General features: G+C 37.1%; 10 protein-coding genes. 1 reads left to right on the plus strand and 9 read right to left on the minus strand.

The genetic code is table 11. The features are described 5' to 3' along the window. Positions 1-1,049: 1,049 nt before the first annotated feature. The 9 genes from ABD917_RS06590 to ABD917_RS06630 all read right to left on the minus strand — a co-directional run bounded on the left by ABD917_RS06590 (position 1,050) and on the right by ABD917_RS06630 (position 13,893). A complete protein-coding gene (locus tag ABD917_RS06590) occupies positions 1,050-1,832 on the minus strand; it encodes an ABC transporter ATP-binding protein (protein ID WP_345119308.1) in 783 nt (260 codons plus the stop codon). After that, entirely contained in the window at positions 1,829-2,704 is an 876-nt protein-coding gene (locus tag ABD917_RS06595; protein ID WP_345119309.1) for an ABC transporter ATP-binding protein, read from the minus strand. The genes ABD917_RS06590 and ABD917_RS06595 overlap by 4 nt, the downstream gene beginning before the upstream one ends. Next, positions 2,697-3,626 carry an ABC transporter permease gene (locus tag ABD917_RS06600; protein WP_345119310.1) on the minus strand — a complete coding sequence of 310 codons (930 nt, stop codon included), beginning with the start codon at positions 3,624-3,626 and terminating at the stop codon, positions 2,697-2,699. The genes ABD917_RS06595 and ABD917_RS06600 overlap by 8 nt, the downstream gene beginning before the upstream one ends. A 2-nt stretch (positions 3,627-3,628) precedes the next feature. After that, positions 3,629-4,702 (minus strand): ABC transporter permease, encoded by a 1,074-nt coding sequence (locus tag ABD917_RS06605; protein ID WP_345119311.1) that lies wholly within the window; start codon positions 4,700-4,702, stop codon positions 3,629-3,631. A 110-nt stretch (positions 4,703-4,812) separates the two neighbouring features. Continuing rightward, the gene (locus tag ABD917_RS06610) at positions 4,813-6,429 is read right to left on the minus strand and encodes an ABC transporter substrate-binding protein (RefSeq protein WP_345119312.1); all 1,617 of its coding nucleotides are present in this window, start codon (positions 6,427-6,429) and stop codon (positions 4,813-4,815) included. 370 nt (positions 6,430-6,799) lie between these two features. Continuing rightward, entirely contained in the window at positions 6,800-8,425 is a 1,626-nt protein-coding gene (locus ABD917_RS06615) for an ABC transporter substrate-binding protein (RefSeq protein WP_345119313.1), read from the minus strand. 1,382 nt (positions 8,426-9,807) lie between these two features. Continuing rightward, positions 9,808-10,434, minus strand: a complete 627-nt coding sequence (locus ABD917_RS06620; protein WP_345119314.1) for a DNA-3-methyladenine glycosylase I — start codon at positions 10,432-10,434, stop codon at positions 9,808-9,810. Next, positions 10,412-11,842 carry an exodeoxyribonuclease VII large subunit gene (gene xseA, locus ABD917_RS06625; RefSeq protein ID WP_345119315.1) on the minus strand — a complete coding sequence of 477 codons (1,431 nt, stop codon included), beginning with the start codon at positions 11,840-11,842 and terminating at the stop codon, positions 10,412-10,414. The genes ABD917_RS06620 and xseA overlap by 23 nt, the downstream gene beginning before the upstream one ends. Before the next feature lie 422 nt (positions 11,843-12,264). Further along, positions 12,265-13,893 (minus strand): ABC transporter substrate-binding protein, encoded by a 1,629-nt coding sequence (locus ABD917_RS06630; RefSeq protein WP_345119316.1) that lies wholly within the window; start codon positions 13,891-13,893, stop codon positions 12,265-12,267. A gap of 1,127 nt (positions 13,894-15,020) precedes the next feature. Here ABD917_RS06630 and ABD917_RS06635 point away from each other — a divergent pair. Further along, positions 15,021-15,302: a DUF6460 domain-containing protein gene (locus ABD917_RS06635; RefSeq protein ID WP_345119317.1), complete on the plus strand. Its 282-nt coding sequence runs from the start codon at positions 15,021-15,023 to the stop codon at positions 15,300-15,302. Positions 15,303-15,317: the final 15 nt, after the last annotated feature.

The raw sequence follows: 15,317 nt of genomic DNA on the forward strand, positions 1-15,317 counted from the left end.
CAATAAAAGGGTGTGTGCGCATTAATCCCATAACCGTTTCACCATACTTTGGGGATTGTGAAGTGCGAGTTCAGGCAGAATGACCGTTAAGCCTCGCGGTAAAATTGGACCATATTTGGCAATCTCTAGAAAAGAACACTCCAAAACTACACAAAATACGGCGTAATGCCTCTCTAAAATGAAAAATCGATATGAAAATCTTTTTACATTAGAAAAATTATATAACAATTTGATTTATAAGTATATATTGTCTCTAAAAATAGATAATCACCTATAAGTGAAAATCTTTTTTGCTTTTTTGGTCATTTTTGGCTGATTTTGGAGTCAATTAAACTTTTGGATTGATTTTTTTCAAAGGGTCTTCAAAGGCGGTTTTCTGGGCTTTCACAGACTTTTTAAAAATCTTCAAAGGGTTTTCAAAGACCTTTCAAAGCCTTCTCTCATTTTTACCATGAAAACGCACTTTTTTCTGATTTTCGCTAATTTTCACAATTTTAGGTGTCAAAATCTGTTTTGACAAAACGCGCATTTAATGGTAAAAAATAACAATAAAAACAACAAATTACTACCTATTCCTAACTAATCCAACCTTTTCCCACTTAGTATAAAACCTAGTGTCAAACTAAATTCTTAGAGTATATTCTCTTAGTAAAACCACTCATTATCCAGATTTTAATCTAGATCCAAAAAGATTTTTTATAGAGAGAAAACTTTAGCGATTGGAGCTGATGAGCAGATTTTATAAGCTCTGTCTACTTTTCAGAAAACTTCAAAAACCTTTTAAATCCTTTTCTTTCAAGATCTCATTAAACACTATACCCACTGCCAAACATAAAGACACAGACAATGACTGATCACACATTTCTAGCTTATCTCACCTTCTACCACTGAGGAAAAAATATAAGAAACTATACTTCAAAAAATTATTTCTTCATGAATTCTGCAATAACACAATTTATCTCTCTTTAGCGCATATACAACTGCACAGAAACTACTATTTTAATATTACCTTCTCTTAAGAAACAGTATTTTCTCTTCTGTAAACCTTATCATGCCCTCTGTTCTCTATGAACAATAGGTTCAATACTGGCTTCAAAAAACACCTTTGTATAGTCATGTTGTGCCTGTAGATTACGCAGATCATCATTGCTAAGTTCTTCAAGAATAATCCCTTTATGCATAATTCCAACACGTTCACAAATATGTGCAACCACGGCAAGATCATGGGATACCATCAAATAAGTAAGCTTTTTTTCCTCTCTCAAGGATTTCAACAAATTCAAAATTTCAGCCTGTACTGACACATCCAATGCAGATGTTGGCTCATCAAGCAATAAAACCTCTGGCTCAATAATTAAAGCACGAGCAAGAGCAATACGCTGCCGTTGTCCTCCGGATAATTCATGCGGATAACGATAAAGAAATGAAGAATTTAAACCAACGGAATTTAAAGCATCGCGCACCCGTTCCTTTGGATTATCCATACCATGAATTTTAAGCGATTCAGAAAGAACAGTATGCACCATTTTTCTTGGATGAAGCGAAGAATAAGGATCTTGGAAAACCATTTGAATACGGCGTAGAAAATTCTTATCTCTTTTTTTGGGAACTTCTTCCCCATCAAAAATAAAACGGCCACTATAGTCAGAAATAAGCCCAACCAATGTATTCAAAATGGTTGATTTTCCACATCCTGATTCACCAATCAAACCATAAGCCTCACCACGCTTAATATGAAAATTAACATTTTTTACAACTGTTACTGCCTTGTGCCTATGCCCAAAGGTTACAGATAAATTAGAAACATCAATAATATTGTCACAATTGGTCACGGAGCAGCTCCTTCAATACCATTAACAATCGTGGGATTATACAACCAATCAGGATCACGCTCAGGAACAGCCAAAACATCAACAGGATTATCAAGCCTTGGCAAACTCGCTAACAAAGCCTTAGTATAAGGATGACAAGCGCGAGACAAATCAGATGCAGACAATTCTTCTAACACACGGCCCGCATACATAACCAAAACACGATCACAAAAATCGGCAATCATATTCAAATCATGACTAATGAAAATAAGCCCTGTTCCAGATTTGGTCACAAGCTCATCCAACACTGACAAGACCTGACGCCTCACTGTAATATCAAGCGCAGATGTTGGCTCATCGGCAATGATTAAATCAGGTTTTGGAATGAGCATCATCGCAATCATCACACGCTGCCCCATCCCTCCTGATATTTCATGAGGAAAGAGGCGCATCACATGTTCTGGATCACGAATATGAACAGATTCCAACATAGCAATTGTCCGCTCACGCGCCTCAGCTTTTGAAACACGGTAATGAATACAATAAGCCTCCATAATCTGGTCCCCAATCCGTATGAGTGGATTAAGTGAATATTTAGGGTCCTGTAAAATCATTGAAATACGCTTTCCCCGAATAGTTCTCATCTGAGATTCACTTGCGCGCAATAAATCGACATCCTCAAAGCGCATTTTTTTTGCTTTAACAATTGCTGCCCTTGGACTCAATTTAAGTATCGCTCGCCCCGTCATTGATTTTCCAGACCCAGACTCGCCAACAATACCGATTTTTTCTTTTCCTACAGAAAAACTAACACCGCGCACAACCTCAGCAATGCCACGCCTTGTAGGAAAAGCAATACGTAAATCTTCTATCTCTAATAATTTTTTAGCCATTGCGCGGATCCAATATATCACGAAGCCCATCACCCAAAAGATTGAAAGCAAGGCTTGCCAACAATATTGCACAACCTGGTATTGCCGCTAACCACCAATTTGTCATCATAAATTCACGACCTGTCGAAAGCATTGCTCCCCATTCAGGACTTGGGAGTTGAGCTCCCAACCCCAAAAAACCAAGACCAGCGGCCGTAAGAATAATCCCAGACATATTTAACGTTAAGCGTACCACCACTGAAGGAATACACATTGGTGCAATATGAAACAAAATAATCCGCAAAGCAGATGCCCCTTGCAAACGAACAGCAGAGACATAATCAGAGGAACGTATTGTCAAAGTTTCAGCTCGTGCTAAACGCGCGATTGGTGGCCATGCTGTAATGGAAATTGCAATAGATGCATTTTCAATTCCTGGTCCCAATGCCGCTGAAAAAGCAAGTGCTAAAATCAAAGCGGGAAAAGCAAGAAAAACATCAACAATACGCATAAGAACAGTATCAACCCATCCCCCTATATAGCCAGATACAGTTCCCACAATGAGCCCTATTGGGCCCACAATAATTGTCGTGAGAAAAACAACATAAAGCGTAATACGTGCACCAAAAACGAGACGACTAAAAATGTCACGCCCCAATTCATCTGTCCCAAAGTAATGCGACATAGAGGGCGATTGTAATCGATGCGCAAGATCATTGCTAACAAAATCATTGGTAGCAATCCAAGGAGCAAAAATTGCACATAAGATAATAATAAAAATAATAATCAGACCAAATACAGCAGAAAAATTACCAGAAAACTTGATCAATGCATGATAGATTCTTTGTACATTTGCTTGAAAAACTGATCGTGGAACAGATTCATTTAACCAACGCCCCAAAGAAACTGTCGATTGTGATTTATAATGATGCGTTATTGTCATATTCAACGTGTCCTTGGATCAAAAATTCGATAAAGCAAATCAGAAAATAAATTAATAACAACAAAGAGAAACCCTACCAATAGGGTGCAGCCGACAACTGCATTCATATCTCCGGCCAAAAGAGCATTCGTTAAATAATGCCCAAAGCCAGGCCAAGCAAAAACGGTTTCCGTTAACACAGCACCTTCTAAGAGAAAAGCATAAGAAAGTGCAACAACTGTGATAATCTGCACAGCGGCATTCCGAAAGGCATGCCCCCACACCGTCCGTGCCAATGATAATCCCTTTACACGCGCAGTAATGATATATTCCTGATTAAGCTGTTCAATCATAAATCCACGAGTCATACGACTAATATAGGCCATAGAACCAAAAGCTAAGATTAAAGCAGGCATAATAATATGACTGAAAACATTTCCAAAAGCTTCCCACTGCCCTTGACGAGCAGTATCCCAGAGAAAAAATCCCGTTTTAGGTTCAAAAGAATATTCATAAAGGAAATCAATCCGTCCTGGCCCCCCAATCCAACCAAGCTTAGCATAAAAGATTAATAACGCCATTAATCCAAGCCAAAAGGTTGGAGTGGAATAACTGAGAAGTGTAAAAACACGAACAAAGTAATCAATAAATGAATCGCGATACATTGCCGCAAAAACACCAAATGGAATACCAAGACTCGTGCCAATCACAATAGCAACTGTAGCAAGCTCTAATGTTGCAGGAAATACCCGCATAATATCTTCTAAGACAGGACGCCCTGAAGTTAAAGCATCTCCAAAGTCAAACAAAAAGACATTGCGAAGATAATTCCAATATTGAACAATCAACGGCTGATCAAGACCCAACCTATGAAACATTGCATCATAGGCCTCCTGACTGATATTATCACCAAGAATAGCAAGAACGGGATCTAAGGGAAGCAAGTGACCAATAAAAAAAGTAATGGTCACCAAACCAAGCAATGTGACAAAGACTGAAATGAGCAGCTTCGATAGCTTGAAAAAAAAGTCCCATATGAACATTTTTTTCTGCGTCTGTGATACTACTCTTTCAGAATCTGAAAATGGCAAAACCATTATAATATCCCCCTCCATAGCTACCAAACATAAAGCAAACACCTTCTTTATAAATCAAGCAATCCCTAATCAAACACGTTCTACAATCTTTTCTCACAACATGCCTATTTTTATTTTTCTGCATCACTGTAGTAAAGTCTAAAACTATTCCAAACCCATTTTTTTACTGCAGGTCCCATACCAACGGTATAATATGTCTGAAATAAATAAACCATAGGACCATGTTCAAACACATAATGCTGTAAAGAACGATACTGCGCAATGCGTTTATTTTGATCTTGCTCAAACAAAGCATCCATCACCATTTTATTGATATTTTCATCATAATATCCAGCACGCCAAGCCAGATACATGTTATGTTTTTTTGTAAAAGTTGGATCAGGATTAAAAACATGGTTTAATGAAGCAGGATGTCCATCAGGATCAGCACTTCCCCACCCCATAATAGCACTATCATAATTCCCACCACGCACGCGGCTCAATAACTGATTTTGCGCCATTTTTTCAATGGTAAGCTCAACACCAATTTCGCGCGCATTGGCTTGAATAGACTGCGCAACAGATGACATATAACTAAGACTACCAACTAAAAGATTAGCTTTAAATCCATTAGGATAACCTGCCTCACTAATCAACTGTTTGGCTTTTTTCAAATTCAATTTAAAGGGTAATCCTTCTTTTTCATCCAAAGCACCAGGAATTCCCAACGCCATATAACTGGCACGTGGAATCCCAACACCCTTTAAAACGCTCCTTCCAAGCCCCTTATAATCAACCAAATAACGAAGAGCCAAACGCACTTTTTCGTTAGCAAAAATTGCATTTTTATTGTTCAGGGAGAGATAAATAATCTGCGGTCGCAAAACGCGGCTAATTTTGACGTCTCCCCTCTCTTTTTCAATATCTAAAACATCCTCTGAGGAAAGATCACGCGCTATATCCACATCACCTTTTTCCAAAAGAAGTCTTTGACTTGCTGAATCCGCAACATGCTGTACAATAATTTGCTTAATTTTAGGTGCGTCTCCCCAAAAATATTTTTTAGCTTCCAATACAACTTTTTCCCCTGGAGACCAACGTACCAATTTATAAGGTCCAACACAGGCCGAATGCGTTGCCAAATATTTATTGCCCATATCACCGTTAATACTTTCTGCTTCAACTGTTTTTCGATCAAGCAAAGCAGAAGCATAGGATTGTCCAATAGCTGTCAATATAAGCTGAATAGGATAAGGTTTATCTAATTTTAGCTGTAAAGTTTTATCATCAAGAGCTTGAATATGCGTTTCCACATTATCTTTATTAAAGCCATAATCCATCAAAAACTGGGCATACCCTAATCCCAATTTGATAATCCGCCGCATTGACCAAGCAAGATCTTGTGCTTTCGCTACCCTTCCATCATCAAACTTTAAATCATCACGCAGATGAAAAACAATTCTTTTTCCACCATCTAAAACATCCCAAGACTTGGCCATAGAAGGGCGAATTCTTTTAGGATCATGCTTATCATACTCCACTAACGCACTACAAATATTTGTCAATAATTCACTCGCGACAACTTCAACTACTTGAGCTGGATCAAAGCTACTAATTGAATCAATATTCCATGCCATTACCAATGTATCTTTTGATGATGCACTAAATATTGGTAATATAGATCCATTAAAAAAAACGATTGTACTTAACAAAATACAAAAGTTTTTTAACATTCCTTTTTTTCTCATTTTAGCATTACCCTTTGCATTTTATTTGATTATTTTTGCACAAAATACTTCCGATTTTTTCTTTTATTTCTTACGTAGCGTAATATTACCAACTTTACTCATCAAAAATCTGAAGATAAATTTCTCACATATCAACCTATAAGCAAGATATAAAACCTCTGTGTACTACCAACAGAGATCACTAAAAGCTATTATTTTCATACTGATCAACATCACTCCCCCTCTAAACTATACCTTAATTGTATTATACAAAAAGCCCCCCGCAATTTCATACCTTAAGCATTAGGATAACCCTCTGCGGGGGATATTTTCATCATTTACCTGATGATTGCATTCTTTTTTATAATTTACAGTATTATTTAATACGTATTTATTTTTCAATTGCACTATAAAAAATACGCGGAGCGCTATTCCACACCCATTTTTTAATGCTAGGTGTCATAGCTACAACACTATATTTCTGAAAAATAAAAGCATAAGGTCCTTTTTGCATAAGTTCACGCTGTAAATCAGCATAGATTTGTGCCCGTTTCTGTGGGTCTTTTTGAAATAATGCTGCTTCCACCTTTTCATTCATAGCCGCATCTAAATAGCCATGCTGCCAACTTGGATAGGCCGTGTTTTTCGCCTCAAATCGATTATCAGGGTTGTAAACAAGGCGTGAAGCCATTGAATGAGGATCTGCAGAGTCATTATTCCATCCGACAAAAATTGTATCAAAAGCACGTGCATAAAGTTTTGAAAACACCTGCGTACCTGCTAAGCGTTCAATTTTAAGATGCACGCCTACCTTTGCCGCATTGTCTTGAATAGACTGAGCAATGGGCAAAGCATAATGAGAGCTTCCTATTAAAAAATTAACCTCAAAGCCTTTTGAATACCCCGCCTCTGTTAAGAGCTGTTTGGCTTTTTGAAGATCAAGTTTAAAGGGCTGTCCTTCTTTTTCATCCAAGGCTCCAAAATTACCAAGAGGAATAAAGCTTGCCCGTGGAACACCCACACCTTTGAGAAGGCTCTTTTCAAGAGCCTCATAATCAATCAGATAGCGCATTGCCAAACGTACTTTTTCATTGGCAAAAATAGGATTTGTCGTATTAAAACCCCAATACATCATGGAAGGCTCCAACACTCTTTCCACCTTAATATCTGTTTTTTCTTGGAGATCTGCTAGATCTTCAGGTCTCAAATCACGAGCAACATCAATATCGTGTTTTTGCAACAACAAACGTTGTGTTCCAGTCTCCGCAACATGGCGAATGAGAATCTTTTTTAACTTAGGTGCTTCCCCCCAATAATTGGCACTTGCACGCAATAAAATAGCTTCTCCAGGACGCCAGCTCGCTAACTGATAAGGACCAACACAAGCAGCATGACTGGCCAAATATCGGTTTCCCATATCACCATTTTTTTCGTGTTTCATAATGGTTTCACGATCAAGCAAGGCAGTAGCACGACTCGCAACAATATTATTAAGAATAAGCTCTGCTGGATAAGGCTTATCAAATTTCATCACCACCGTTTTCTCATCGGGTGCTTGAAGAGCAGAATCAACATTTTGTTCTGTAATACCATATTCATTAAATATCGCTGCATTTGCCATCTTCAATTTGATAATTCGCTTCATGCCCCAAACAAGATCATGAGCATTCGCAGGCCGACCATCATCAAATTCCAAACCATCACGCAAATGAAAAGTAAGCACTGTACTCTGATCACCGCCTGAAACATCCCAGTGCGTTGCCAAAGAGGGAATGATTTTTGCTGGATCATCTATAGCAGTATCAACCAAATTGTCACAAACATTGAGAACAATTTCATTTGCATAAACATCATTAAGCTGCGCAGGATCAAATGTATTGATTCCATCAATATTCCAACCCATTACGAGGGTATCAACAGGTGTTTTTGCTGAAACTTGTTGTGCAAACATCCCTACTATAAGAACAGCAGAAACAAAAGAAGTACTGCCTTTCAATATTTTTCTTTTTATGTTCATAGCCTTTTCCTTTTAAAGTTTGTTGTATTAATTTATTATCCTGAAATAACACGGCAGATTTATAACCCTAAAGATTGAATAAACGCGTATTAACCATCTCTACAAAGGCATTTACTTCTCAATTCACTCATTTAATTTCAATGAAAATACAGTAAATGTCTTTCATAAACCATTATCACATCCGCATCACAATAGTTTTTTCTCCACAACATACTGTAGTTGTTCCCCATACCATTCACCAGAGTTGTAAACCTTGGAGAAAATCATCATACGCAGATTGATGAACGCACTCTTCCTTACAAACTGTACTAAAAAGGATAATGATAATGTGCAAATTTTTAAAATAATCGTACCCCCTCAAACACTCAGTTTCAAGATGTACACACATCCTTACTGTGTTATAATAGACTGCGCACGAACAGGTAGTAAAACAAAAGAAAACATTTCTGCGAAAACTATACCACCTATCAAAAATGACTTAATCTTTTGAAAATTAAGCGCAAAAAACTTTTATCAACAATATCAAATGAGTCAACAAAAATAAAATTGCAATGAAAAATACCTACCTCTCTACGTCTTATTCTTCCCAAATATAGTAGCCAATAAAAGAACACATAATGAAATGCACCTTTTCACGAGCCAAAAATTCATCAAACTTATCCCTATGACGACACGCTAACGCTTCTAAATTGCAACACCCATTATCACTTTCCAACAACAAAAACAGACACCAAACACCCCACCATTCTCACTCGCATTCCCAAAGGCATACTCTAGAGATTTAACGAAGAAATGGAATGGATACCAATCTATCTGAACGAATCCTCCTCCCCAAAACTGGAGCTTACAAGTAGCAAAATTATTCTCTTAAAAACGAAGCTATCAGATAATAAAACTTAACACAACTATTTGATAATCAAACACATCTATAAATAAATGTATCATTCTCTATTCAATAAAAATATAACAAATATCTTTCTTAAACTTCAAAAAATGAAATAGTATAATAATATCCATTGACGTAAAGATATAATAAATACTTTTATACATCATTAAATGAGAATAACATAAATATACTATATTTAAATTATAACTATGATCTAAATAAAAATAGACAAATACAGATTAAAACAAATAACAAAAATTTTTCTTATAATACTCTGCGAAACGCAAAAATAAAAAAACTTCTTGAAAAATTATCTATTATTTTTTCTCAACTAAAAAAACACTTGGCTTCTCTGTTAAAATCAGTCTTGCATCATCTGCTATGTTAGGAAGAGTAATCAAATAATAACAAATAGATGAAACGATCTTAAGATCATTCCATGATTTTTTATTGTCCTCTTGAATGACATTTTCTTGTGCAAAAGATCTTTGCTAATTTATCGACAAAAACAGCCTTCAAGATGGTCATTAACAATCCCAACCGATTGCATAAAAGCATAACAAATTGTTGGTCCAACAAATGTCCAGCCACGTTTCTTTAAATCTTGAGAAAGACGAAGAGACGCAGGTGTTATAGGATTTGCTAACAATGTTTGAAAATTGACCTTCTCATAACACTCTGATTGTGGTGGCTGAAAAGACCAAAAATAGTGAGATAAACTTCCCCACTCTGTGATAATGTCCTGTGCCCTCAATGCATTATTAAGTACTGAGCGGATTTTCCCTTGATGACGAACAATACCTTTATTCTGCATCAACATTTGCACTTTTCCTTCATCATAATGACTGATTTTTTCGAAGTCAAAATGATCAAATGCCTCTTGAAAAAAAGAGCGTTTTTTTAAAATGGTAAGCCAAGAAAGCCCTGCTTGAAAACCTTCAAGACAAATTTTTTCAAACAACCGGCGATCTTCAAAAACAGGCCTTCCCCATTCATGATCATGATAAGCACAATAAAGTGGATCATCTCCTGCCCATGAACAACGAACTTTTCCATCCGCTCCCCTGCGAAGTCCTTCATCAAGCACCTGATTGAGCATATTAAAAGAGTGTTCCTTGATCATCGCCTTGTTGCTTGACCTGCTTGTGTTTTGAATGTTTATTCAAAGCAGATCCCTCGCTTACAACACTGATATCACCATCAAAAAAGCGTAAATTGACTTGTCCGGTTTCAGGAAACTGCACCAATCGTTTAATAGGCTTATTCTCTTGCCCCAAAGCCAAAATAAAACCACGCTCTAAAATATTTTGATATGAAGTACTTTTTAAAAGCCTAAAAGCAACTTCTATCTGAGCTCGTTGTTTTTCGACATTGTGTACAAAAGCACGCTGAAGACGCATCACATATTCCTTTGTATTGCGTTGTGCTTTTTCAGTATTCAATAAACGCGGTGCAAGACGAACAGCTAATGCATGGAAATAAAAACGCTTCTTATCGTAACTTACACAAAGAGCGCGCTGTAACCGGCTAGAAATTTCATCAAAACCACGCCGTGGTAGCGCAAAAAGTTGATCCACAGTGGGAAGAGCACGGACAAGAGCACGCAATTTTTGTTGATGAAAATCAAAATAACGTGTGAGTCCCATACGCAAACGTGCACCAAGCGATGCTACATACACCTCGAGATCAAGCTTGACGGGAACAGCCTTTTCTGCTGCCCCTGTAGGAGTTGGAGCACGCCAATCCGCAACATAATCAATCAAAGTCCAATCTGTCTCATGCCCAACCGCAGAGATAACAGGCAAGTCAGATGCATAAACAGCACGCACCACAGCTTCATCATTAAACCCCCATAAATCTTCTAAACTTCCCCCTCCCCGTGCCACAATAATAACATCAGGTCTTGGAATAGTTCCTCCTAAAGGCAGTGCATTAAACCCCTCAACGCCAGCAGCCACTTCACGCGCACAGGTTTCTCCCTGAACACGAACAGGCCAAACCAAAATATGTAATGGAAAACGATCTGATATACGATGAATAATATCGCGAATGACCGCGCCTGTTGGTGATGTCACAACACCTATAATTCGGGGCATATAAGGCAAAGGTTTTTTTTGAGATTCGTCGAATAAACCTTCCTCTGCAAGTTTTTTCTTACGATTTTCTAAAAGTGCCATTAGAGCGCCAACCCCAGTTGGTTCAAGCGCTTCAATAACAATTTGATACTTTGATGATCCAGGATAGGTTGTCAATTTGCCAACAGCAATCACTTCCATTCCTTCTTCAGGAGGAAATTTAAACTTTTCCATGAACCCACGCCAAATAACAGCCTCCAAGCGCGCCTTATCATCTTTTAAGGCAAAGTAAGCATGACCAGAAGCGTGAGGACCGCGGTAACCTGATATCTCCCCACGCACTCGCACATAACCAAACTTCTCTTCAACAACACGCTTTAGAGCTCCTGCTATTTCAGAAACAGTAAATTCTGCTACATTCGTTGCACCTGTTTTCTCACCAAACAAACTTACCATTTTTCAATATCTTTACGCCCGTTTCTGTGAATCTTTTTGCAATAATACATCTTTAAATTTTTGATTGATAGCTTCATCCAAATAGCCGCACCACCACCTCGAACAACTTATATTGTTAATCTCAAACCAATGATTAGGATTGTAAATAAAGCTGAAGAACATGATGATATACACAATCATTATTTCATTTACAAAATTGTATCAACAGAAGCTCAAATATTCAATCTTAACATCCATACCAAAACATCTTTAATTGGATGTGATAACCTCTTTCTCAAAGAGAACGTTCTAAAAATACATTTTATACATAGCATTCAACTCACTACCAATAAATTTCGACGTCTTGCAAAATTTTTCAACCATAGCAAAACGTCGAAGTTATCGTGATCACGCTTTATAAACTAAAATATTCTAAGACATGTTTATTTTTCAATGGCACTATAAAAAATACGTGGTGCACTATTCCACACCCATTTTTTTACATCAGGTGTCATAGCGACAATATTATATGTCTGATAAATAAAAGCATAGGGACCTTTTTGCATAAAATCACGCTGCAAATCAGCATACATTTCTGCCCGTTTCTGTGGATCTTTTTGAAACAATGCTTCCTTCACCTTCTTATTCATCTCTTCATCCAAATAGCCATGACACCAACTAGGATAGCCTGTGTTTTTAGCCTCAAATCGATTATCAGGATTGTAAACAAGACGCGAAGCCATGGTGTAAGGATCTGCAGAATCATTATTCCATCCCATAAAAATCGTATCAAAGCTACGTGCATAAAGTTTTGAAAACAACTGGGTCCCTACAAAATTTTCAATTTTAAAGAGCACGCCTATCTTTTTTGCATTGTCTTGGATAGACTGAGCAATAGGCAAAGCAAAAGGATAAGGAGATTTTCCAGCAAAAATATTAGCCTCAAAACCATCTGGATAACCTGCTTCTGTCAAAAGCTGCTTAGCTTTTTCAAGGTCAAGTTTAAAAGGTTGTCCTTCTTTTTCATCTAAAGCGCCAAGATTGCCAAGAGGAATAAAGCTTGCCCGTGGAATACCAACATCTTTAAGGAGCGTTTTTCCAAGCGTTTCATAATCAATCAGATAGCGCATTGCCAAACGCACTTTTTCATTGGCAAAAATAGGATTTGTCGTGTTGAAGCCCCACAGGATTACAGATGGTGTCAATCTTTTCTCAATCTTAATATCTGTTTTTGCTTGAAGATCTGCTATATCCTCTGGCATCAAATTACGTGCCACATCAATATCATGTTTTTCTAACAATAAACGTTGTGTTCCAGGCTCCGCAATATGACGAATGAGAATCTGCTTTAATTTAGGTTTTTCTCCCCAATAATGGGAACTTGCGCGCAACAAAATCGCTTCCCCTGAACGCCAACTCTCTAACTGATAAGGACCAACACAAGCAGCATGACTTGCCAAATAGCGATTTCCCATATCACCATCTTGTTCGTGCTTCATAATGGTTTCACGATCAAGCAAAGCAGCAATGCGAACAGTAAGAATGTGGCCAAGAATAATCTCTGCTGGATAAGGTTTATCAAATTTCATTACCACCGTTTTTTCATCTAGTGCTTGCAGAGTAGAATCAACATTTTGTTCTGTGATACCATATTCATTAAATGTTGCCGCCGCAGACAACTTCAATTTGACAACCCGCTTCATCCCCCAAACAAGATCATGAGCACCAGCAGAACGACCATCATTAAACTTCAAATCATCACGCAAATGAAAAGTAATGACCGTACCCCCACCTTCATTTGAAACATCCCAACTCTTTGCCAAAACAGGAACTATTTTAGCGGAATCGTTTGTAGCAGAATCGATTAAGTTATCACAAATATTAGCAACAATTTCATTGCCATAACGTTCATTGATCTGTGCAGGATCAAAGGTCTCAATTGAATCGAGATTCAAAGCCATCACGAGGGTATCGGCAGGTGTTTTTGCTGAAACTTGTTGCACAAACATCCCCAGTGCAAAAACAGCAGAAATAAAAGAACTGCTCCCTTTTAATTTTCTTTTCAAACTCATAGATTTTTCCTTTTTAAATTTATTGTATAAATTCCCCATGCAACAATCATGCGCGAAAAATAAGAAGATCAGACTTAGAACCCCCTTAGAAATACAAAACCTTCATCACCAACCGCTCATTCCTGTGACACAAATAACCTAAAAAAAATACGCAACAGAAAACAACCAGCTGATAGACAATGGATAAGACCATAAACGACAGAACTTGTTGGAAATGTCACAACACGGATAATTCAAAATGTATCAGAAAAAGATTTCTGATTTGCTTCCTCAAACAGGCTTTCTTCTTTAAATTTCTTCTTGCGATTTTCTAAAAAAGTTACCAAAGTGCTGATTTCCGTTGCTTTAACAGCCTCAATAATAAATTGATATCTTAAAAATCTTCAATAACTGAGTGTTAAAAGCGTTTTCTTCCATCCTTCTTCAAGAGGAAATTTGAACACTTCCGTAAACAAACACTCAAAAGACACTTTCAACCACACTTTATAAGCTTTTAAGGAGAGATAACGTAATCTAAAGGACGTGCCCCACAGTAGCCTGATATTTCTCTACCCACCTGCATATAATCAATTTTTTCTTTAACAACACATTTTCAATCCCCCTTCTACTTCAGAACCCCTAAATTCCACCCCACTTATTGTACCTATTTTTTGTTGCCCTTGTCTTTCCGATCAACAAATCATTATTTTTTAACTCATAAAAATTGAAATATTGAATTCTAATATCTATATATATTTTTTATAGGGGTGAATAGTCTTTCTTCGAAAGAGAATATTTTAAAAATAGATTCTATACACAACATATTCATTTATTATACAATCTTCGATGTATTAAAAACACTTTTATTATCATGTAAAACGTCAAAATATTATAATTTTCTCAATAGATTCCCCAAAATAAAGAATATTTACTAAGTTAATGAAAGGAATACTATGAAAATATCTCGAAAAATGCCAATAGAACACGAGCGCGTGTCAGAAACCAGTACAGAGGTTACTCCAGTATTACAAGGTGGTAAGCTTGAAAGAGACGTAAGAAAAAATAACAAAAAAAATGTTTTCTCTTCTTTTTAAAAAAACATTATTGTCTGATGCAACGACGTTACGGTATATTTGAAAGTATTAAACATGAACCAAAAGAAAAAATGGTCCAACTCTCTTCATAGATTTCTTGGAGGGACACTGGGTCGTGTCATTTTAAAATTGCTCATCCTCTCCTTCGTTGCCGGCATTGTGATGGATTTTCTTGGCTGGACACCTGAGAGCCTCGTACAGAAAATAATAAATTTTTTAAAACATCTCTGGGAAACAGGATTTATAACCCTTGCAAACCTTTCTCATCTGACCATGACGGGAGCCATCATTGTTGTACCCATTTTTCTTATCTTACGCATTCTTGATAAAAAATAAAAATCTGAACGTTTT

This window comes from Bartonella pachyuromydis (assembly GCF_039543065.1).
GTDB classification, from domain to species: Bacteria; Pseudomonadota; Alphaproteobacteria; order Rhizobiales; family Rhizobiaceae; genus Bartonella; species Bartonella pachyuromydis.

Coding starts and splice junctions, on each gene's coding strand:
- xseA (WP_345119315.1), bottom strand. CDS start 11,842: ATGGTAAGTTTGTTTGGTGAGAAAACAGGTGCAACGAATGTAGCAGAA.
- ABD917_RS06610 (WP_345119312.1), bottom strand. CDS start 6,429: ATGAGAAAAAAAGGAATGTTAAAAAACTTTTGTATTTTGTTAAGTACA.
- ABD917_RS06630 (WP_345119316.1), bottom strand. CDS start 13,893: ATGAGTTTGAAAAGAAAATTAAAAGGGAGCAGTTCTTTTATTTCTGCT.
- ABD917_RS06605 (WP_345119311.1), bottom strand. CDS start 4,702: ATGGTTTTGCCATTTTCAGATTCTGAAAGAGTAGTATCACAGACGCAG.
- ABD917_RS06635 (WP_345119317.1), top strand. CDS start 15,021: ATGAACCAAAAGAAAAAATGGTCCAACTCTCTTCATAGATTTCTTGGA.
- ABD917_RS06620 (WP_345119314.1), bottom strand. CDS start 10,434: ATGATCAAGGAACACTCTTTTAATATGCTCAATCAGGTGCTTGATGAA.
- ABD917_RS06600 (WP_345119310.1), bottom strand. CDS start 3,626: ATGACAATAACGCATCATTATAAATCACAATCGACAGTTTCTTTGGGG.
- ABD917_RS06615 (WP_345119313.1), bottom strand. CDS start 8,425: ATGAACATAAAAAGAAAAATATTGAAAGGCAGTACTTCTTTTGTTTCT.
- ABD917_RS06595 (WP_345119309.1), bottom strand. CDS start 2,704: ATGGCTAAAAAATTATTAGAGATAGAAGATTTACGTATTGCTTTTCCT.